This is a genomic window from Bradyrhizobium sp. HKCCYLRH2047 (assembly GCF_051168175.1).
Classification (GTDB): domain Bacteria; phylum Pseudomonadota; class Alphaproteobacteria; order Rhizobiales; family Xanthobacteraceae; genus Bradyrhizobium.
In genome coordinates, this window is record NZ_JBNPUM010000011.1 from 189,570 (window position 1) to 209,492 (window position 19,923).

The window sequence follows — 19,923 nt, forward strand, 5'->3', positions numbered from 1 at the left end:
TCTCCCTTGGGGCACGCTGCGCGTTGAGCCTTCTGTGAAACCGATAGTTGCCGGTGGCTATGGGTCCCGGCGTTCGCCGGGACGACAGCTGTGGGTGCCCTTGGCAGCCGGCTTGCGTCAGCTGGGTTTGCGCGGGCCGAGCGCATGAGTCATTTGAAGAGGCGATATGCCTCAACGCCACCGCTGCCTGAGATCAGCCGCGTTGGCGAGGCCGGAGGCGGCGAGGCAGCCGGCGAGCCAGAACCACGGCGCCCCGGTCAGCGCGCAACGTACAGCCAGCAGCAGGAACACCCCGGCGAGCAGATTGGGCAGCAGCGCGAGCGGGCTGATGCCGCGGCGGTGGCGCTGCCAGATCCACGTCACGGCCGCAAGCTCCACCGCGACCACCGTTAGGATCAGGTCGACCAGATGCGGGCTGTGAAACAGCTCATCCATCGCGCGAGCCGCTACGCCGCCCTCGCGAGCCCGGTGAGGTGCGCGATGTTCTTGAAGAAGATGCGCACATGCGACAGCGGCTTGGCGCGGACCAATTCCTTGTTCATGTAGGCGTCCCAGGTCAGCTGCTGGACGTCCTTGTCACGGCAGATCGCGACGAAGCGCTCGCGGCGGGCATCGCTCGTGTACCAGTAGCGCTGCATCAGACCGAGGATGAAGAACACGGCGCCATGCCTGCGCATGAAGGATCTGCGGGCCGTCGCCAGGGCGGCTGCATCGCCGGTCTTGAGGAACAAGGCAACGGCGTCGGCGGCCGCGCGGCCGCCAGCCATCGCGTAATAGATGCCTTCACCGGAGGCCGGGGCCACCACGCCCGACGCATCGCCGGCCAGCACGACGTCGCGGCCATTGTCCCAGCGCGACAGCGGCTTCAGCGGGATCGGCGCGCCTTCGCGGCGGATGGTGTCGAGATCGTCGAGCGCGGCAGCCTTGCGGAATTCGGCGACTGAGCCCCGCAGCGAAAAGCCTTTATGCGCGCTGCCGGTGCCGATGCTGGTGGTCGGTCCGTGCGGAAACACCCAGCTGTAGAAGTCCGGCGACAGCCGGCCGCGATAGACGACATCGCACCGCGCGGCATCGAACACCGGATGGCTGCGGTCCGGCGAGCGGATGATCTCGTGATACGCGAACACGTAGCGCATCTCGCCGGCTTCGGGGATGCACTGGCGCGCCACGGCCGAGACCGCCCCGTCGGCGCCGATCACGGCGCGCGTCCGCACGCTGTCCTCGCGCACGCTGCCGTCGTCCATGCGCCGGACGTAGTGCACCACCGACCTGCCGTCGTCGTCGCGCGCGATATGGCTGAAGGTTCCGGTGCGGCGGATCGCGCCGCCTTCCGCCGCGCGTGCGCGCAGCCACTCGTCGTAATGCTCGCGATCGACCATGCCGACGAAGCCGCCGTCGATCGGCATGTCGACGTCCCGGTTGCTCGGCGACACCATGCGGGCGGACGAGATTCGGGCCACCAGCAGATGGTCGGGAATCTCGAACTCGGCGACCAGCCGCGGCGGGATGGCGCCGCCGCACGGCTTGATGCGGCCGGCTCGGTCGAGCAGCAGCACGTGATGGCCGTGACGGGCCAGATCATTCGCGGCCGTTGCGCCGGCCGGTCCGCCGCCGATGATCACCGCGTCGAAGGTCTCGGGGCTGGAGGAGGGGCTCATCGGTCAGGCTCCCTGGTTGGCCGGCTGTGGCTGAAGCGGCGACGTCTGCTCGCGCGGGCGCTTGATCCAGATCGCGAGCCAGGCGGAGAGAACGAACAAGGCGGCTTCGGCGGCGAACACCGCCGCGTAGGCCGAGGCGGTCGACGGCATGAGGTGACGCGCAGCGTCTGCCGCCGCGGTGCCGACGAAGCCGCCGATGCCGAACGAGATCGCCTGCGAGGCGCCCCACAGGCCCATGCGCGTGCCCTCGCGATTGTCGCGGCCTTCGCTGACCATGTTCATCATCGCGCCGATCGCGGCGATGGCGTAGACGCCGTTGGTGATGCCGAGCAGCAGCACGGACGCGCGTAGCGGCCAGGCCGGGCCGACAGTGGCGGCGGCGACCAGGCTGAGCAGCGCCAGCGCCGAGGCGAGGCAGCCGCCGATGATCCAGGGCTGCGGCCGCGTCCGCCAATCGGCATGCAGGCTCGCCATCGCCGGCATCAGGATCATGCCGATCAGCGCGCCCATGTGCTGCACCGAGGAGAGCTGCGTGGTCTGGCCCGGCGTCATGCCGAACACGCTGCCAGCGAACGGCTCCAGGATGAGGTCCTGCGCGCTGTAGGCGAGCATCGAGACGAAGATGAAGATCGCGAACCGTCGCGCCTGCGGCTCCCGGCAGATCTCGCGGAAATCCTCCATGAAGCCGGAGCGATTCGCGGCGCCGGAGGTCGTGTGAGGAGACGCGTCGGGCTGCTCGATCCCCCAGACGCCCAGCAAGGTCAGCACCATGGCGATCGCCGACACCGTGCCGGACACCAGCATCAGCCGCTCGCCGGAGAACGGATCGAGCGCCTTGCCGGCCACCGCGGTCGTGACGATGAAGCCGGTGATCATCATGATCCAGGCGATCGAGGCGGCGGCGCTGCGCCGCGCCGGCGCGGTGCGCTTGGCGAGCAACACCAGCAGCGAGGTGCCGGCGGCGCCGACGCCGATGCCGATCATGATGAAGGCGAGCACGGCGATCGCGAGCCCGAGAGCGAGATGCGTTGCCATCAGCGCGGTGGCGGCGGCGGCCAGCAGGCCGCCGGCGGCGAGCACGGCCATGCCGCCGACGATCCAGGCGAAACGACGCCCGCCGACGTCGGAGCCATGACCGAGCCAGGGCCTGAGCACCTGCATCGCGTAATGGATCGCGACCAGGAGGCCGGGGATCATGGCCGGCAGAGCGAGCTCGATCACCATCACGCGGTTCAAGGTCGAGGTAGTCAGCACCACGACCGCGCCGAGCGCGGTCTGCACAAGGCCCAGCCTGACGATGCCGACCCAGGACAGAGGAGCGAGCGCAGCGCTGCTCATGCCGGCAACCCCGCCAGCGCGAAGGCCGTAACCAGCATGCCCAGCACGTAGAGCAGCACGCCGGTCCCGTTGTACCAGGGCGCGAGCTCGCGCGGATTCGTCATCAAGCGCCGCATCAGCACCAGCTGGGCCGCGATCAGCGCTGCGACGATCGCGGCATGGGCCGGTCGGCTCCAGACGATAAGCAGCACGAGCACCGCGACCTGCGCCAGCGCCATCGTGATGCAGGCGAGGCGGGCGGCGCGCTCGGGCCCGAGCAGCACCGGCAGCGAATTGACGCCGCTGACGCGATCGCCATTGATCGACTTGAAGTCGTTCAGGGTCATGATGCCGTGCGCGCCGGCGCTATACAGCAGGGCGATCGAGAGCACCGGCCAGGACGGCGCCTGCGCGCTCATGATCGCCGCCGCGGTGATCCAGGGCAGTCCTTCATAGCAGAGGCCGACGGCGCTGTTGCCCCACCAGCCGTTCTGCTTCAGCCGGATCGGCGGCGCGCTGTAGGCCCAGGCGAGCGCAAGGCCGAGCGCCGCCGCGGCAAAGCCCCAGGTGCCGAGCAGGGTGGCGACGCCAAGCGACAGCACCGTCCAGATCAGCGCGATATGGAGACCCCAGCGTCCGGGAATGCGGCCCGACGGGATCGGGCGGTCCGGTTCGTTGAGCGCATCGACATGGCGGTCGAACCAGTCGTTGACGGCCTGGCTGGTGGCGCACACCATCGGCCCGGCGAGCACGAGGCCCGCGATCACGATCGGCCAGCGCGTCGCCAGCGGCGCGCCTGACGACACCACACCGCAGCCGAACGCCCAGATCGGCGGAAACCAGGTGATCGGCTTCAACAGCTCGAGAACGGCCGAGGGCTGAAGCCTTGAAGGAATCCTTGGAGCGATCGGGACGGGCGCGATCTCGGTCATTGCAGCTGTTCCACCTATTCCAACTGGCTGTCTTCTTCGCTCGGCTCGGCAAGGCCATAGCGCCGCAGCTTGACGTAGAGGCTCTGCCGGCTGAGGCCGAGCATCTCGGCCGCGGTCGCGCGGTTGTCGCCGGTCAGCTTGAGCGCCGTCTCGATGCACATCCGCTCGATCACGTCGGTGGTCTCGCGCACCAGCTCCTTGAGCGGCACGCGGCCGATCAGCTCGGCGAGCTGCTCACGGGAGCGTGGAATGTAGCCGTGGTCGCCGCCGTCGCCGGAGATGCGCGGCCCGACATTGCGGATGGTGAAGCCGAGCCTGGCCTGGCCGGGCGCCCCGACCGTGCTGGCGGAGATCTCGACGTCGACCGGCGAGCCGTGCTCGCCGCGGACGACGCTGGAGAACAGCTTCACGCTGCCATGCTGGCGCAGATTGGTCAGCATGACCGAGAAATCGATCGCCGACTTGCCGATCCAGCGGTCGATCGTCTCGCCCAGGATCTGGTGCATGTTCTCGATCTGCGCGAGCTGCAGGAAGGTGGCGTTGGCGTGCAGCAGGCGGCCGTCCATGTCGGTGATGACGAATCCGTCGGGGGCCGATTCGACGAACTGCACGAGCTGGGTGTTGACGTCGGAGCTCTTCGGGAGTGCAGGCTGCGTGGCCAGCGGCGAGAACCGCAGCAGGAACAGCGACGCGTTGTCCTGCCGGAAGAAGGTGCCGTCGAGCAGATAGTCGCGGCCGCCGTCGAGCCGGATCCTGGCGCGTTCGATCTTGCCCTGCGAGCGGATCGCCAGCGACAGGGATTGCGACATCGCCATGTCGTCGAGCAGCAGCGCATCGGGAAACAGCTTGCCGATCAGATTGACGGCGCCGTGATCGAGCAGGGCGGCCGCGGCCGGGTTGGCCTCGACGATGCGATGGCTCACCGCATCGACGATGAGGACCGGCTCCGACGTGATCTGGAACAGGATCCGGTAGCGCGATTCGGCGTTGCGCATGCGCGAATAGTCGCGCTCGATGGCAACTTGCGCCTCGATCAGCTTCTGCTGGAGCGCGGCGGTGGCGCGCACGTCGCGGCCGACCGCGATGAAGCGCGCCGCGCCCTTGATCGCCACCACCGCGAACAGGATCGGGATGTCAGGCCCGCGCGCGGCCGGATAACGCACCTCGCGCCAGCGCGACACCTTGCGCTGGGAGGCTTCGGCGAGCAGCAGCTCTGGCTTTGTCTGGCTTTCCTCGGACACTGTTGCTTGCCAGGATCGGCCGATCCACGCGTCTGTGTTTCTCAGTTCAAGCGGCAGGCCGGCTTGTTGAAAAGCCAGGTCCTGAATGTTGCCGTCGGCGTCGAGCGCGAGCGCAATGTCGGACGCTGCGGCCACCAGCATGCCCGCAACGTCCGCATTGAGGTCGCCAAGCGACTCTTTCGGAGCTCTGAACGCCCTCACCAACGCCGTTGTCCTCCCAGTCAAGGAGCCTTCGCGCGGCAAGTCTCGTTCCAGCATTCATCTTCACTGCACCCTCAGCTATCGCCGTTCGGTCAGAAGACTGACGACGTGCCGGGCTTGCGAAGCCTCTCTGCTCGGATCGGAGACGACACCGTCGCCACCGACCAGGAGAACGAGTTCAGGCCGTTCAATAAAAGCAGGACCGCAGACCAGCACGCCGACGTCCTGGTTGGAGGACTCGCGCCGGACCATCCTTATGTTTGAGGCGAGATCGTCAAGCTTCCTGTCGCTGGTGGCGAAGAACTCGACGACGTTGAACCACTGCGAGCGAAGCGTCTCGACGAAGCCGCGATCGGCCGTGTCCGGCTCGATCCAGGTGTCGAAGCCGTCGCGACGGAAGAACTCGCCCGCCAGCACGAGACCGAACATCATGTGGCCCAGCTCGCGCCTGTCGCCCGGCGCCGTGGTCAGCAGCACGCGCAGTCCTGCGGGCGCGACCGCGAGCTCGGCGCAGAAGGCCGAGCTGAAATGCCGCAGCAGCTGCTGCAGCCGCCACAGCGCGAGCGTGACGTCGGCGAAGTCGCGCTCGTCGTCCGCCCACAGATGGCGCAAATGGTTCGCGGTGGGGACCAGGAGATCGAGATAGATGCGCTCCAGGGTCTCGCCGTGATCGCGATGCGCCTGGATGGCGGCCACTGCGCCAACATCGTCCGCATCCAGCACGAGTTCGGCGAAATCAGCCGCCTCCTGCGCCGACGCCGTGATGATGGCCGGGACGCGTTCCAGCGCGGAGGCATGGGCCATCACGAGTCGCGGAATGATCTCGGCTTCGATCGCGTCGTTGAGTTGGGGATGACGTGTGTTGCGCAGCGGCGCGATGATGCGCGGCGATGCAGGCGAACGAAAACCGGGCTGCCCACGCTTCGTCCGAAAGCGGGCTCGCGGAAATCGGGCTGTCTCATTGAGCTCGGTCATAAGCGCCTCCCCTCCATATGAGCGCACGTCACTCGTTGCGTCAATATTATTTGACGTCAATTTTGATTGACACTCTTCCTGCCCAGGTCTAGCGTTTCCCCATCGGGCTCGCACTCGGGGATTTGCGATGCGCCACCTGCGAACTGCACAACGTGACGTTGATCAGACCGAGTGCGGTGCACCACCAATCCCCCTGTGGTTGTCGTCATCGCATCACTGGGCACCGATGTTGTCAAATCATCTTTACACATCGTGTGATGCGCAGTTCACATCCGCCACTGATCCGTCGCTCTGGAGCCAGCTCTGCTTCACGCCTGACCCGGCGTCGCGTGCAAAGCGGCAAGCGCTTTACACGGCTGAGGAAAAGCGCCGGCGCGACGCCACGCCATGGACTCTGGTGCAGGGCATTCTGGCGCCGCTGCAATTTCTCGTCTTCCTGATCAGCCTCGGCCTCGTGGCGCGCTATCTCGCGACCGGCGAGGGGCTGTGGCTCGCGACCGCCTCCGTCGTTCTCAAGACGGCGCTGCTCTACACCATCATGATCACCGGCTCGATCTGGGAGCGGGTCGTGTTCGGGCGTTATCTGTTCGCACCGGCCTTCTTCTGGGAGGACGTGTTCTCGATGCTGGTGATCGCGCTGCATACGGCCTATCTGGCTGCGATCATCGGCCATGTCGGCAGCGCCCAGCAGCAGATGCTGCTCGTGCTCGCCGCCTACGCCGCCTACGCGATCAACGCCGCGCAATTCCTGCTCAAGCTGCGCGCGGCGCGGCTGCAGGACGAGGCGATGGCGGCGACGTCCCGTGCGGAGCGCGCGTCATGAATGCTCATGCACAAGCCTGTGCCGTGAAACCACCTGCTTCGCCGGACGGCGTGCTGCGTGAGCGCGGCCAGCGCGAGGTGTTCTGCGGCCTGACCGGCATCGTCTGGCTGCACAGAAAGATTCAGGACGCGTTCTTCCTCGTCGTCGGCTCGCGCACCTGCGCGCATCTGATCCAGTCGGCCGCCGGCGTGATGATCTTCGCGGAGCCGCGCTTCGCCACCGCGATCATGGAGGAGCGCGATCTCGCCGGGCTCGTCGACGCCAATGACGAGCTCGACCGCATCGTCGGTCAACTGCTGGCGCGCCGTCCCGAGATCAAGCTGTTGTTCCTGGTCGGCTCCTGCCCGTCGGAAGTGATCAAGCTCGACCTGTCACGCGCGGCGCTGCGGCTGTCGCAGCGCTTTTCGCCTGATGTGCGCGTGCTCAACTACTCCGGCAGCGGCATCGAGACGACGTTCACTCAGGGCGAGGATGCCTGCCTCGCGTCGCTCGTGCCGGTACTCCCCACCGCCGATCGCGGCGCGCGACCGTCGCTGCTCGTGGTCGGCGCGCTCGCCGATGTCGTCGAGGATCAGTTCAGGCGGACTTTTGCGGCGCTCGGCATCGATCAGGTTGCGTTCCTGCCGCCGCGGCGCTCGTCGGAGCTGCCGGCGATCGGCCCGCAAACGCGGGTGCTGCTGGCGCAACCCTTCCTCGGCGACACCGCACGCGCATTGGAGGAACGTGGCTGCCGCAGGATTGCGGCGCCATTCCCGCTCGGCGGCGAAGGCACGGCGCTGTGGCTCGCAGCCGCGGCCGACGCCTTCGGCGTGTCGCGCGCCCATGTCGAGCGGACCATCGCGCCGCTGAAGGCGCGGGCCGAGCGCGCGCTGGCGCGCTACCGCGCGCAGCTCGCCGGCAAGCGCGTCTTCCTGTTTCCGGATTCGCAGATCGAGATCCCGCTGGCGCGTTTCCTGGCGCGCGAGATCGGCATGGAGCTGATCGAGGTCGGCACGCCCTATCTGCACCGCGAGCATCTCGACTCCGAGCTGGCGCTGCTGCCTGATGGCACGCAGCTCAGCGAGGGCCAGGATGTCGAGCGCCAGCTCGATCGTTGCCGCGCCGCGCGGCCGGATCTCGTCGTCTGCGGGCTCGGCCTCGCCAATCCGCTGGAGGCCGAGGGTCTCACCACCAAATGGTCGATCGAGCTGATCTTCACGCCGATTCAGGGGTTCGAGCAGGCCGGCGATCTCGCCGAGCTGTTCGCGCGGCCCTTGCTGCGGCAAACCAGACTGGCGGTGTGAGATGCAGCTGTCGGTCTGGACCTATGAAGGACCGCCGCACATCGGAGCGATGCGCATTGCGACCGCGATGCGCGACGTGCACTACGTGCTGCATGCGCCGCAGGGCGACACCTACGCCGATCTCCTGTTCACGATGATCGAGCGGCGCGACCGCCGGCCGCCGGTCACCTACACCACGTTCCAGGCGCGCGATCTCGGCGGCGACACCGCGGATCTCCTGCAGAGCGCGGCACGCGCGGCCTATGAGCGTTTCCAGCCGGCCGCGATGCTGGTCGGCGCGTCCTGCACGGCCGAGCTGATTCAGGACGATCCCGGCGGTCTTGCGCTGGCGTTGAAGCTTCCGATTCCGGTGATCCCGCTCGAGCTGCCGGCCTATCAGCGCAAGGAGAATTGGGGCGCTTCGGAAACGTTCTACCGGATTGTACGGGCGTTGGCTGCGTCTTCCGCTGATGGCTCCCCCCGCCGTGAAAGGAAGACAGGCGCCCGTCCAGTCTGCAACCTGCTTGGTCCGACGGCTCTCGGCTTCCGTCATCGCGACGACCTCGCGGAAGTGACCAGGCAGGTTGTGGAGCTCGGCATCGAGATCAACGTGGTCGCGCCGTGGAACGCGACGCCGGCCGATCTCGCTCGCCTTCCTCAAGCCGATTTCAACATCGTGCTCTATCCCGAGATCGCGCTGACGACGGCGCAATGGCTCCATCGCCAGTTCGGCCAGCCTTTCACGCGCACGATCCCGATCGGCGTCGGCGCGACGCGGGACTTCATTGCGGAGGTCGCAGGCCTCGCCGGCGTCGATGCGGCTCCGGTTCTGGCGCGCAACGAGAGCCGGCTGCCGTGGTATTCGCGCTCGGTCGATTCGACCTATCTCACCGGCAAGCGCGTCTTCATCTTCGGCGATGCCACCCACGCAGTGGCCGCGGCGCGCGTCGCCACGCAGGAGCTCGGCTTCGAGGTCGTCGGCCTCGGCACCTATGCCCGCGAATTCGCTCGCGAGATCCGCGAAGCCGCCGCGCTCTATGCCGTCGAGCCTGTCATCACCGACGATTATCTCGAAGTCGAGGCCCGCGTCAGCGAGCTGCGTCCCGAGCTCGTGCTCGGCACGCAGATGGAGCGCCACATCGCCAAGCGGCTCGGCATTGCCTGCGCTGTGATCTCGGCGCCGTGCCACGTGCAGGATTTCCCGGCGCGCTACTCGCCGCAGATGGGCTTCGAAGGCGCCAACGTGCTGTTCGACACCTGGGTTCATCCGCTGATGATGGGTCTGGAGGAGCATCTGCTCGGCATGTTCCGCGAGGATCACGAATTCGCCGATCACGCGCCGTCGCATCTCGGTGCCGCGCCGGCGGCTCCGCCACAGCAGCCGCACCTGCGAGTCGTTGAAACCGTCGCATCCGTTGAACTCGCCTGGGCCTCCGACGCCGAGCGCGAGCTGACCAAGATTCCCTTCTTCGTGCGCGGCAAGGCGCGCCGCAACACCGAACGGTTCGCGCGCGAGCGCAACGTCAACCTGATCACGCTCGAGACCTTGTACGATGCCAAAGCGCATTTCGGTCGCTGACGTCACACCCATCCGGGTGGTGATCGTGACGATGGACAGCCATCTCGCCTCGGCTGCCGTGCGTGCACGCACGACATTGCAGGCAGAGCTGCCCGGTCTCGATCTCAAGGTTCACGCGGCCGACGAGTGGGGCTGCAATCCGAACGCGCTCGCGCACTGCCTCGACGACATCGCCACCGGCGACATCGTGGTCGCCACCATGCTGTTCATGGAGGACCACATCCAGCCGGTGCTGCCCGCGCTGGCGGCGCGCCGCGACCACTGCGACGCCATGATCGGCTGCCTGTCGGCCGGCGAGGTCGTGCGCCTGACCCGTCTCGGCAAGCTGACGATGTCGGGCTCGGCCACCGGCGTGCTCGGCCTCTTGAAGCGGCTGCGCGGCAGCAACCGCTCAGGCTCTTCCAGCGGCCAGGGCCAGATGAAGATGCTGCAGCGGATGCCGCGGCTGCTGCGCTACATCCCTGGCACCGCGCAGGACCTGCGCGCCTACTTCCTGACGCTGCAATATTGGCTCGCCGGCTCCGAGCAGAATTTTGCGAACATGGTGCGCTTCCTGGTCGGCCGCTACGCCGACGGGCCGCGCGCCTCGCTGCGCGGCAGGCTGAATGCCGCCGAGCCGGTGACCTATCCGGATGTCGGTCTCTACCACCCGCGTCTGCCGCAGCGGATCGTGGAACGCGCCGACGAGCTGCCCACCACATCGAAGGCGGTCGGCCGCGTCGGCGTGATCTTGATGCGCTCCTATCTGCTCGCCGCCAACACCGGGCATTATGATGGTGTGATCGCGGCGCTGGAGGCGCGCGGGCTCGCCGTGGTGCCGGTGTTCGCCAGCGGGCTCGACTCGCGCCCCGCCATCGCGCGTTACTTCCAGAAGGACGGTGTCGCCACGGTCGACGCGGTGATCTCGCTCACCGGCTTCTCGCTGGTCGGCGGTCCCGCCTATAATGACGCGCGTGCGGCCGAGCAGGTCATGGCCGGGCTCGATGTGCCCTTGATCGCGGCGCATCCGCTGGAGTTCCAGACCGTCGAGCAGTGGCACGACGACGCGCGCGGTCTGACGCCGGTCGAAGCCACCATGATGGTCGCGATCCCCGAGCTCGACGGCGCCGTCGGCCCGACCGTGTTCGGCGGCCGGTCGGCGATGGCCGATGCCGGCCGTGACATGGCCTCACTGCCGGAGCGTGCGACGCAACTCGCCGCGCGGGTCGCGAGGCTCGTCGAGCTGCGCCGCTCGGCGCGCGCCGAGCGGAAGCTCGGCGTGGTGTTGTTCAACTTCCCGCCGAACGGCGGCAGCGCCGGCACCGCGGCCTATCTCTCGGTGTTCGAGTCGCTGCACAATGTGATGACATCGCTGCGTGCGGCAGGCTACACGATCGACGTCCCGGATACTGTGGACGCGCTGCGCAACCGTGTGCTCAAAGGCAATGCCGAGCGCTTCGGCACCGTCGCAAATGTCGCGGCGCGCATTCCGGTCGATCAGCATGTCCGGCGCGAACGTCATCTGGCCGAGATCGAGAAGCAGTGGGGCCCGGCGCCCGGCCGTCATCAGACCGATGGCGCGAGCCTCCTGGTGCTCGGCGAGCAGTTTGGCAATCTGTTCGTCGGCCTGCAGCCCGCCTTCGGCTACGAAGGCGATCCGATGCGGTTGCTGTTCGAGCGCAGCTTCGCGCCGACGCATGCGTTCGCAGCGTTCTATCGCTGGCTGCGCGAGGACTTCCGCGCGCATGCCGTGCTGCATTTCGGTACCCATGGCGCGCTCGAATTCATGCCGGGCAAGCAGGCCGGGCTGTCCGCAGAATGCTGGCCGGAGCGGCTGATCGGCGACCTGCCGAACTTCTACATCTACGCGTCCAACAATCCGTCCGAGGGCGCGCTCGCCAAGCGCCGGGGCGGCGCGACCCTGATCAGCTATCTCACGCCCTCGATCACCAGCGCCGGCCTCTACAAGGGTCTCGCCGACCTGAAGTCCTCGCTCGATGCCTGGCGCAATCTGTCGCCTGACGCCACTGATCAATTGAGGGAGGACAGTGCGGCGCTGATCCAGGCTCAGGCGGCGACCGTCGATCTCGCCGCCGCGGAGCCGGCCTGGGGCGATGAGCGCAACGCCAGGATCACCGCGCTGTCGGCCAGCGTGCTGGAGCTGGAATATTCGCTGATCCCGCACGGCCTGCACGTCGTCGGCTCGCCGCCGCCGGCGGAGCAGCGCGCCGAGCTGCTCGATCTCGCAGGGATCACCGACACAGCCAAGCGTACCGAACTCGACCGCTTGCTGGCGACTGACAACGAGACGCCCGCGATCGTGCATGCGCTCGACGGCGGCTACATCCGCCCGGTGCCGGGCGGCGATCTCTTGCGCAACACCGACGTGCTGCCCACGGGGCGCAATCTCCACGGCTTCGATCCGTTCCGCATCCCCAGCGCCTTCGCGCTCAAGGATGCCGAGCGCCAGGTGGCGCGGCTGCTGGCCCGCCATGCCGGCGAGGGTCACACGCTGCCGGAGACGATCGCGCTGGTGCTGTGGGGCACTGACAATCTCAAGACCGAGGGCGGGCCGATCGCGCAGGCAATGTGGCTGATGGGCGCCGAACCGCGCCATGACAGCTATGGCCGTCTCTGCGGCGCCAAGCTGATCCCGCTGGAGCAGCTCGGACGCCCGCGCATCGATGTCGTGATCACACTGTCCGGCATCTTCCGCGATTTGATGCCGCTACAGACCAAGCTGCTGGCCGAAGCCGCGCTGCTCGCGGCATCGGCGGATGAGTCGGCCGAATTCAATTACGTGCGCAAGCATGCGCTGGCGTTCCAGGCCGCGCATGGCGGCGAGATCGCCGATGCCGCGCTGCGCGTGTTCGGCAATGCCGAGGGCGCCTATGGCGCGAACGTCAATCACCTGATCGATTGCGGCGCCTGGACCGACGAGGACGAGCTCGCCGACGTCTACACGCGGCGCAAGGGCTTTGCCTATGGCGCCGACGGCCGCCCTGTCAGGCGCGACGCGCTGCTCGGCCATGTGCTCGCGGGCGTCGATGCCGCCTATCAGAACGTCGACTCGGTCGAGCTCGGCGTCACCACCATCGATCATTATTTCGATACGCTCGGCGGCATCAGCCGCGCGGTGAAGCGCGCCAAGGGCGAGGCCGCGCCGGTCTATATCGGCGACCAGACCCGCGGCGAAGGCACGGTGCGCACGCTGTCGGAGCAGGTCGCGCTGGAGACCCGCACCCGCACGCTCAATCCGAAATGGTATGAGGCGCTGCTCGCTCACGGCTATGAGGGCGTGCGCCAGATCGAGTCGCACGTGACCAACACGGTCGGCTGGTCGGCCACCACGGGCCAGGTCGCGCCCTGGGTCTATCAGCAGATCACGACGACCTTCGTGCTCGACCCCGCGATGCGCGAGCGGCTTGCCTCGCTCAATCCGGCCGCGTCGGCGAAGATCGCCAATCGCCTGATCGAGGCGCATGAGCGCAATTACTGGACCCCGGACCCCGACATGCTCGACGTGCTGCGCAAGGCCGGGGAAGAGCTCGAAGATCGCCTCGAAGGCGTGGGAGTGGCTGCATGAACGTGACCTTGAGACCTCCGCTGACGACGGCGCCGCGCCGACCTGACGGGGCCGGAAGCGTCCAGGTGCAACTCGACCCGAACGTGGTCATCGACACCGCGAAGGTGTTCTCGGTGTACGGCAAAGGCGGCATCGGCAAGAGTACGACATCGTCGAACCTCTCGGTCGCGCTGTCCAAGCTCGGCAAGCGCGTGCTGCAGATCGGTTGCGATCCGAAGCACGACTCGACCTTCACCCTGACCAAGCGGCTGGTGCCGACGGTCATCGACATCCTCGAGCAGGTCAATTTCCACGCCGAGGAGCTGCGCCCCGAGGACTTCGTGTACCAGGGCTACAATGGCGTGATGTGCGTCGAGGCCGGCGGGCCGCCGGCCGGCACCGGCTGCGGCGGCTATGTCGTCGGCCAGACCGTGAAGCTGCTCAAGGAGCATCATCTGCTCGAAGACACCGACGTGGTGATCTTCGACGTGCTCGGCGACGTCGTCTGCGGCGGCTTCGCCTCCCCGTTGCAGCATGCCGATCGCGCGCTGATCGTCGCCGCCAACGATTTCGACTCGATCTTCGCCATGAACCGAATCGTCGCCGCGATCCAGGCCAAGTCGCGCAACTATCCGGTGCGGCTCGGCGGCGTGATCGCCAACCGCAGTGCCGCGACCGACCAGATCGACAAGTTCAACGAGCGCATCGGCATGAAGATGCTGGCGCACTTCCCGGACCTCGACGTCATCCGGAAGAGCCGGCTGAAGAAGTGCACCTTGTTCGAGATGGAGGCCTCGCCGGACGTCGAGCGCGCCCAGAACGAATATCTGCGCCTCGCCGCCTCGCTGCTGGCCGGCGTCGAGCCGATCCAGGCCTTGCCGCTCAAGGACCGCGACATCTTCGATCTCCTGGGCTTCGATTGAGTGAGGCTGGCACATGACGACAGCGCAATATCTTGCCCGCCGCAGTGAAGTGGAGACCTATTTCGACCGCACCGCGGTCGCCGCCTGGACGCGGCTGACCTCGGATGCGCCGGTGGGCCGCATTCGCGCCACGGTGCGTGCCGGCCGTGACGAGATGCGGCGGACGCTGCTGTCGTGGCTGCCGCTCGATCTGCGCGGCGCGCGGATCCTGGATGCCGGCTGCGGCACCGGCAGCTTTTCCATCGAAGCCGCGCGGCGCGGGGCCGAGGTGGTCGCGGTCGATATCTCGCCGACCCTGATCGAGATCGCCCAGCGCCGGCTGCCGGACGACATCAGCCGCAGCGCCATCCACTTCGTCGCCGGCGACATGCTGGATCCCAGGCATGGCGGCTTCAATTTCGTGGTGGCGATGGATTCGTTCATCCACTACCGCGCCGAGGACGCCGTGCGCATCGTCGCGGGCCTCGCCGCGCGCACCTCCGAATCGATCCTGATGACCTACGCGCCGCGCACGCCGTTGCTGGCCGTCATGCATGCGGTGGGCGGCGTGTTTCCGCGCGGCAATCGCGCGCCGGCGATCGAGCCCGTGACGGAACAGAAGTTGTATCGGCTGATCGCCGACCATCACGATCTCGCCGACTGGCGCTGCGCGCGCAGCAGCCGCATCGCCAACGGTTTCTACATCTCGCAAGCGCTGGAGCTTCGCCCGTCATGAGCGCGCGCGCACCATCGGTCCTGCAACTGTGGACGCGGCTGTCGTCGCGTTATCTGCCGTTTGCGGATGCCGCCTCGACCGAGCTGCCGCTGTCGCGCTTGATGCGGCTGTCGCTGTTCCAGGTCTCGATCGGCATATCGGTGGTGCTGCTCAACGGTACGCTCAACCGCGTCATGATCGTCGAGCTCGGCGTTCCCTCATGGCTCGTCGCCACCATGGTGGCGTTGCCGCTGGTGTTCGCGCCGCTGCGGGTGCTGATCGGCTTCAAGTCCGACCATCATCGCTCCGTACTGGGCTGGCGCCGGGTGCCCTACATTTGGATGGGCACCTTGCTGCAGTTCGGCGGCCTCGCGATCATGCCGTTCGCGCTGCTCCTGCTGTCCGCGGCCGACGCGCCGGGCCAGGTGATCGCTGGCCGTATCGGTGCGGCGTTGGCCTTCCTGCTGGTCGGCGCCGGCCTGCACACCACCCAGACCGCCGGCCTGTCCCTTGCCACAGACATTGCCCCTGAGCAGTCGCGCCCGCGCGTGGTCGCCTTTCTCTACGTCATGCTGATGTTCGGCATGATGGCGAGCGCGCTGACCTTCGGCGGGCTGCTCGCCGAGTTCAGCGAGATGCGGCTGATCCAGGTCATCCAGGGCGCGGCGCTGACCGAGATGGTGCTCAACATCATCGCGCTGTGGAAGCAGGAGGCGCGCGATCCCTCGCGCACGTCGGCTGCACGTGAGCGGCCGCGCTTCGGCGATTCCTGGCGGCAGTTCCGCGAGGCCGGCGGCTCGATGCGGGTGCTGGTCGCGGTCGGGCTCGGCACGGCCGGCTTCACCATGCAGGACATCCTGCTCGAGCCGTATGGCGCGGAGATTCTGCACCTCACGGTCGGCGAAACCACGGCGCTGACGGCCTTGTTCGCAGCCGGCACGCTCGCAGGCTTCGGCCTGTCGGCGCGCCAGCTGGGCAAGGGCGCCGATCCCTATCGGATCGCAGCGCTCGGCGGACTCGTCGGGCTGTTCGCGTTCTCCGCGGTCATCTTCTCGGCGCCGCTCGCCTCGCCCCTGCTGTTCCGGATCGGCACGACGCTGATCGGATTCGGCGGCGGCCTGTTCGCGGTTGGCACGCTGACGGCGGCGATGGCGCTGGTGCAGAACGGCGAGAGCGGGCTCGCGCTCGGCGCCTGGGGCGCAGTGCAGGCGACGTCAGCGGGTGTAGCCATCGCCGGCGGTGGCGCCATTCGCGATGTGATGTCGCAGCTGGCATTGAATGGAAGCCTCGGCGTCGCGCTCGCCGGGCCGGCGACCGGCTACAGCATCGTCTACCACGTCGAGATCGCGCTGCTGTTCGTCACCCTTGCGGTGATCGGGCCGCTGGTGCGGCGGCGGGCGGCGGAGCCACAGCAGCTTCAATTCGGAATCGTTGAATTTCCAGGTTAGCCCAGTCGGGGAGGAAGCCATGACGTCTTTCACGAGCTACATCGATGTCGCCCAGGTGGTGCTTTACGGGTTCTGGTTGTTCTTCGCGGGCCTGATCTTCTATCTGCGCACCGAGGACAAGCGCGAAGGCTATCCGCTGCAGTTCGAAGGCCGGATCGGCCGGCAGACAGCTTCGAGCGGTCACGGCTTCCCGACGCCGCCGTCGCCCAAGACCTATCATATGCATGGCGGGCGCACCGCCACGCTGCCGAACTGGGACAACGACCGCGCCGATGCGCCGGTCACGCCGATGTATCCGTGGCCGGGGACGCCCTATCTACCGACCGGCAATCCGATGCTCGACGGCGTCGGCCCGGGCTCCTTCGCCGCGCGCAAGGACGAACCGGAGCTGACCATGGACAACATCCCGGCGATCGTGCCGCTGCGCGTCGACGGCAGCATCTTCATCGCCTCGGAGGACCCGGATCCGCGCGGCATGCCGGTGATCGGCTGCGACGGCAGGCTCGGCGGCAAGGTCCGCGAGGTCTGGGTCGACCGCGCAGAGATGCTGATCCGCTATCTCGAAGTGGAGGTTGACGGCATCGTCGGCCGCCACGTGCTGCTGCCGATGACCATGTGCGTGGTCGACAAGTCGCGCAAGGCGGTGCTGGTCGATGCCATCCTCGGCTCGCAATTCGCCAGCGTGCCCGGTCTCGCCAGCCCCGATCAGGTCACCAAGCTCGAGGAGGACAAGATCGTCGGCTACTACGGCGGCGGCCATCTCTATGCGACCCCTGCACGCCAGGAGCCGCTGCTGTGAGCACCCGTCGGGACCAGGATCAGCTGATGCTGCCGGCAGGCGAGCGCCTGTTGTGGCAGGGACAGCCCACGGTGAAGGCGCTGCTGCTGCGCGTCTTCCACCTGCGCCTGGTGCTCGCCTACTTCGCGGCGCTGTTCGGCGCCCGCGTGGTGACGGGCACGCTGGATCACCAGCCGCTCGCGGCCTCGCTCGCCGGCGCGTCCTCGCTGGTGACGCCTGTGGCGCTCGCGACGCTGCTGCTCACGGGCCTCGCGGTGCTCTACAGCCGCACCACGCGCTACACCATCACCAGCCGCCGCGTGCTGCTGCAGTTCGGCGCCGTGCTGCCGATGACCTTGAACGTGCCCTTCAAGCAGGTGGCGCGCGCGGACGTGAAGCTGTTCTTCGACGGCTCCGGCGATCTGCCGCTCGGCGTCACCGCCCAGCAGCGGCTGTCCTATCTGCTGCTGTGGCCGCATGCGCGTCCGTGGCGGCTGAACGAGGTCGAGCCGATGCTGCGTGGCGTGCCTGATGCCCGCGAGGCGGCCGAGATCCTCGCAAAGGCGCTGGTCGCGGCCTCGGACGGCGCGGTTGCGGCGCAGCCGCTCGCCGCAGGGAACGACCAGCCGCAAGGCGCGTCGCCTGCCGGCGCGGTGGCCAGCGCGGCGTGATGGAGGGTGTCATGAGCCAAGCCGAGGGCCATGTCGAACACTACGTCGATCACTATGTCGAGCATCACGCCGAACCCGAGATCGTCATTCCGAAGGGCGCGCTGCGCGCGGCCTTCGCCCTGGTCATCTTCTCCCTGGTTGCGGCCGGCGTCGGCCGCTGGACCGGCGTAGGCACCATCCACACCGACCACGCCGCCGCCGTGCAGACGGTGGCGCTGCGGTTCGAGGACCGTCCCGATGGCGGCATCTCCGTGGTGTCGCCCGACAGCGGCAAGGTCGTCGGCATCGTCGAGGCCGGCGGCGACGGCTTCCTGCGCACGGTGTTGCGCAGCATGGCGTTCGATCGCCAGCGTCACGCGATCGGCTCGGGGCCGGCCTTCACGATTAACCGCTGGTCCGATGGACGCATGAGCCTGGACGATCCGGCGACCGGACGGCGCGTCGATCTCGGGTCGTTCGGTAACGACAACAAGCGCCGGTTCACGGAGCTGATGACGATGGGAGAAACGCGATGAGAGGATTATGGGCCAACGAGCCGCGCCGCTTCGACATCGGCTGCAGCATCGAGGTCGAGCAGACCTCGGAAACGCTGCACGCGCATGTCACGCTGGACCGCGACGTCGGCATCCGCCCGGGTGACGAGGTCGTCATCCATGGCGAGCCGATCACGGTCAAGTTCGGCGAGCAGCTCAATTTGCGGCGCACCGCGACCGTGGTCCGGGCCGGCCCCGTGAAGCGCATGATGATGCATGTCGCGGGCTATCTCGAGCTCACGGAACTGTACGACGTCAGCTTTTCGGACGGGAGGGTCAGATGATCGCAATCGAAGGCGGATCCGGCAGTATCTCCACCAAGATGGCACTGGAGGACACGATCCTCACGCCACGCTTCTACACCACCGATTTCGCAGCCATGGACCGGCTCAATGTCGACCTGGTGCGCCGCGAATGGGATGCCGTGATGGCCGAGCTGCGCGCCGACCACAACCGCAAGCACTTCGTGCGCACGGCGGAATTCGAGAAGGATTTGAACGAGCTGCCCGAGGCGCTTCGCGTCGAGTTCAAGGACTTCCTGGTGTCGTCGCTGACCGCCGAGTTCTCCGGCTGCGTGCTCTATGCCGAGATCAAGAAGCGGATCACCAATCCCGACATCCGTGAGCTGTTCCAGTTCATGAGCCGCGACGAGGCGCGCCATGCCGGCTTCATCAACGAGATCCTCAAGGATCACGGCATCGGCGTCGACCTGAGCTTCCTCACCAAGACGAAGAAGTACACCTACTTCAGGCCGAAGTTCATCTTCTACGCGACCTATCTCTCCGAGAAGATCGGCTATGCCCGCTACATCACCATCTATCGCCAGATGGAGCGGAACCCGGAGCGCCAGTTTCACCCGATCTTCAAGTGGTTCGAGAGGTGGTGCAACGACGAGTTCCGCCACGGCGAGGCGTTCGCGCTGCTGATGCGCGCCGATCCGAAGCTGCTCAGCGGCCTCAACAAGCTGTGGATCAAGTTCTTCCTGCTCGCAGTGTTCGCCACGATGCATGTCCGCGACCACATGCGCCCCGCCTTCTACGAGGCGTTGGGCATGCCGGTGGACGAGTACGACATGCGGGTGTTCCGCATCACCTCGGAGATCTCGCGCCAGGTCTTCCCGGTGATGCTCGACATCGACAATCCGCGCTTCTGGGACGGCCTGAAGCGGTTGCGCGAGATTTCGGAGGCGATTGCCGACGCCAAGGCGCAGGGCGGCATCATGGGCACGCTGAAGCGCGCCGTGCTGCCGCTCAAGGCGGCGCTGACCTTCGGCCGGCTTTACATGCTGCCGGCCAAGAGCAACGCGCTGCCACGGGAGATCAGGCTGCAACCCGCCTGGTGACA

General features: G+C 67.4%; 18 protein-coding genes. 12 read left to right on the forward strand and 6 right to left on the reverse strand.

Going from position 1 to position 19,923, the window contains the following annotated elements; all coding sequences use genetic code 11:
• Positions 1–171: 171 nt before the first annotated feature.
• The 6 genes from ACQR1D_RS25250 to ACQR1D_RS25275 form a co-directional block, all read right to left on the reverse strand.
• A complete protein-coding gene (locus ACQR1D_RS25250; protein ID WP_315803452.1) occupies positions 172–435 on the reverse strand; it encodes a hypothetical protein in 264 nt (87 codons plus the stop codon).
• An 11-nt stretch (positions 436–446) separates the two neighbouring features.
• The gene (locus ACQR1D_RS25255; protein WP_434894106.1) at positions 447–1,658 is read right to left on the reverse strand and encodes a geranylgeranyl diphosphate reductase; all 1,212 of its coding nucleotides are present in this window, start codon (positions 1,656–1,658) and stop codon (positions 447–449) included.
• Between the two features lie 3 nt (positions 1,659–1,661).
• On the reverse strand, positions 1,662–2,996 hold the full coding sequence (locus tag ACQR1D_RS25260) for a BCD family MFS transporter (RefSeq protein ID WP_434840082.1): 1,335 nt from the start codon (positions 2,994–2,996) through the stop codon (positions 1,662–1,664).
• Positions 2,993–3,907 carry a chlorophyll synthase ChlG gene (gene chlG, locus ACQR1D_RS25265; protein ID WP_434894105.1) on the reverse strand — a complete coding sequence of 305 codons (915 nt, stop codon included), beginning with the start codon at positions 3,905–3,907 and terminating at the stop codon, positions 2,993–2,995. Before chlG ends, ACQR1D_RS25260 begins: the two co-directional genes overlap by 4 nt.
• A gap of 14 nt (positions 3,908–3,921) precedes the next feature.
• Entirely contained in the window at positions 3,922–5,289 is a 1,368-nt protein-coding gene (ppsR, locus tag ACQR1D_RS25270) for a transcriptional regulator PpsR (protein WP_434894104.1), read from the reverse strand.
• Positions 5,290–5,427: 138 nt separating this feature from the next.
• A complete protein-coding gene (locus ACQR1D_RS25275; RefSeq protein ID WP_434896499.1) occupies positions 5,428–6,324 on the reverse strand; it encodes a cobalamin B12-binding domain-containing protein in 897 nt (298 codons plus the stop codon).
• Between the two features lie 229 nt (positions 6,325–6,553).
• Between ACQR1D_RS25275 and bchF the strand changes: the two genes are divergently transcribed.
• From bchF to acsF, 12 genes are read left to right on the forward strand one after another with little or no spacing between them, the layout of a single operon-like run.
• Positions 6,554–7,147, forward strand: coding sequence for a 2-vinyl bacteriochlorophyllide hydratase (gene bchF, locus ACQR1D_RS25280; protein ID WP_316183310.1), 594 nt, complete (start codon positions 6,554–6,556; stop codon positions 7,145–7,147).
• Entirely contained in the window at positions 7,144–8,430 is a 1,287-nt protein-coding gene (locus ACQR1D_RS25285; protein ID WP_316217401.1) for a ferredoxin:protochlorophyllide reductase (ATP-dependent) subunit N, read from the forward strand. The genes bchF and ACQR1D_RS25285 overlap by 4 nt, the downstream gene beginning before the upstream one ends.
• Before the next feature lies 1 nt (position 8,431).
• Positions 8,432–9,988, forward strand: a complete 1,557-nt coding sequence (gene bchB / locus ACQR1D_RS25290) for a ferredoxin:protochlorophyllide reductase (ATP-dependent) subunit B (RefSeq protein WP_434894102.1) — start codon at positions 8,432–8,434, stop codon at positions 9,986–9,988.
• Complete coding sequence (locus tag ACQR1D_RS25295) at positions 9,963–13,553, forward strand: magnesium chelatase subunit H (protein ID WP_434840088.1); 3,591 nt, start codon at positions 9,963–9,965, stop codon at positions 13,551–13,553. The genes bchB and ACQR1D_RS25295 overlap by 26 nt, the downstream gene beginning before the upstream one ends.
• The gene (gene bchL, locus ACQR1D_RS25300; RefSeq protein WP_434840089.1) at positions 13,550–14,455 is read left to right on the forward strand and encodes a ferredoxin:protochlorophyllide reductase (ATP-dependent) iron-sulfur ATP-binding protein; all 906 of its coding nucleotides are present in this window, start codon (positions 13,550–13,552) and stop codon (positions 14,453–14,455) included. The genes ACQR1D_RS25295 and bchL overlap by 4 nt, the downstream gene beginning before the upstream one ends.
• A 13-nt stretch (positions 14,456–14,468) precedes the next feature.
• Positions 14,469–15,170, forward strand: a complete 702-nt coding sequence (bchM, locus tag ACQR1D_RS25305; RefSeq protein WP_434840090.1) for a magnesium protoporphyrin IX methyltransferase — start codon at positions 14,469–14,471, stop codon at positions 15,168–15,170.
• Positions 15,167–16,597 (forward strand): BCD family MFS transporter, encoded by a 1,431-nt coding sequence (locus ACQR1D_RS25310; RefSeq protein ID WP_434840091.1) that lies wholly within the window; start codon positions 15,167–15,169, stop codon positions 16,595–16,597. The genes bchM and ACQR1D_RS25310 overlap by 4 nt, the downstream gene beginning before the upstream one ends.
• 19 nt (positions 16,598–16,616) lie before the next feature.
• On the forward strand, positions 16,617–17,396 hold the full coding sequence (puhA, locus tag ACQR1D_RS25315) for a photosynthetic reaction center subunit H (protein ID WP_434840092.1): 780 nt from the start codon (positions 16,617–16,619) through the stop codon (positions 17,394–17,396).
• A complete protein-coding gene (puhB, locus tag ACQR1D_RS25320; protein ID WP_434840093.1) occupies positions 17,393–18,046 on the forward strand; it encodes a photosynthetic complex putative assembly protein PuhB in 654 nt (217 codons plus the stop codon). The genes puhA and puhB overlap by 4 nt, the downstream gene beginning before the upstream one ends.
• 11 nt (positions 18,047–18,057) lie before the next feature.
• Positions 18,058–18,561: a photosynthetic complex assembly protein PuhC gene (puhC, locus tag ACQR1D_RS25325; protein WP_434840094.1), complete on the forward strand. Its 504-nt coding sequence runs from the start codon at positions 18,058–18,060 to the stop codon at positions 18,559–18,561.
• The gene (locus ACQR1D_RS25330) at positions 18,558–18,863 is read left to right on the forward strand and encodes a hypothetical protein (RefSeq protein ID WP_434840095.1); all 306 of its coding nucleotides are present in this window, start codon (positions 18,558–18,560) and stop codon (positions 18,861–18,863) included. Before puhC ends, ACQR1D_RS25330 begins: the two co-directional genes overlap by 4 nt.
• A complete protein-coding gene (acsF, locus tag ACQR1D_RS25335) occupies positions 18,860–19,921 on the forward strand; it encodes a magnesium-protoporphyrin IX monomethyl ester (oxidative) cyclase (protein ID WP_434840096.1) in 1,062 nt (353 codons plus the stop codon). The genes ACQR1D_RS25330 and acsF overlap by 4 nt, the downstream gene beginning before the upstream one ends.
• The last annotated feature ends 2 nt before the right edge of the window (positions 19,922–19,923 follow it).

Bases quoted from the DNA above. Each gene is read 5' to 3' on its own strand.
- ACQR1D_RS25250 (WP_315803452.1), bottom strand. From the start codon at position 435: ATGGATGAGCTGTTTCACAGCCCGCATCTGGTCGACCTGATCCTAACG.
- ACQR1D_RS25255 (WP_434894106.1), bottom strand. From the start codon at position 1,658: ATGAGCCCCTCCTCCAGCCCCGAGACCTTCGACGCGGTGATCATCGGC.
- ACQR1D_RS25260 (WP_434840082.1), bottom strand. From the start codon at position 2,996: ATGAGCAGCGCTGCGCTCGCTCCTCTGTCCTGGGTCGGCATCGTCAGG.
- chlG (WP_434894105.1), bottom strand. From the start codon at position 3,907: ATGACCGAGATCGCGCCCGTCCCGATCGCTCCAAGGATTCCTTCAAGG.
- ppsR (WP_434894104.1), bottom strand. From the start codon at position 5,289: ATGCTGGTGGCCGCAGCGTCCGACATTGCGCTCGCGCTCGACGCCGAC.
- ACQR1D_RS25275 (WP_434896499.1), bottom strand. From the start codon at position 6,324: ATGACCGAGCTCAATGAGACAGCCCGATTTCCGCGAGCCCGCTTTCGG.
- ACQR1D_RS25285 (WP_316217401.1), top strand. From the start codon at position 7,144: ATGAATGCTCATGCACAAGCCTGTGCCGTGAAACCACCTGCTTCGCCG.
- bchB (WP_434894102.1), top strand. From the start codon at position 8,432: ATGCAGCTGTCGGTCTGGACCTATGAAGGACCGCCGCACATCGGAGCG.
- ACQR1D_RS25295 (WP_434840088.1), top strand. From the start codon at position 9,963: ATGCCAAAGCGCATTTCGGTCGCTGACGTCACACCCATCCGGGTGGTG.
- bchL (WP_434840089.1), top strand. From the start codon at position 13,550: ATGAACGTGACCTTGAGACCTCCGCTGACGACGGCGCCGCGCCGACCT.
- bchM (WP_434840090.1), top strand. From the start codon at position 14,469: ATGACGACAGCGCAATATCTTGCCCGCCGCAGTGAAGTGGAGACCTAT.
- ACQR1D_RS25310 (WP_434840091.1), top strand. From the start codon at position 15,167: ATGAGCGCGCGCGCACCATCGGTCCTGCAACTGTGGACGCGGCTGTCG.
- puhA (WP_434840092.1), top strand. From the start codon at position 16,617: ATGACGTCTTTCACGAGCTACATCGATGTCGCCCAGGTGGTGCTTTAC.
- puhC (WP_434840094.1), top strand. From the start codon at position 18,058: ATGAGCCAAGCCGAGGGCCATGTCGAACACTACGTCGATCACTATGTC.
- ACQR1D_RS25330 (WP_434840095.1), top strand. From the start codon at position 18,558: ATGAGAGGATTATGGGCCAACGAGCCGCGCCGCTTCGACATCGGCTGC.
- acsF (WP_434840096.1), top strand. From the start codon at position 18,860: ATGATCGCAATCGAAGGCGGATCCGGCAGTATCTCCACCAAGATGGCA.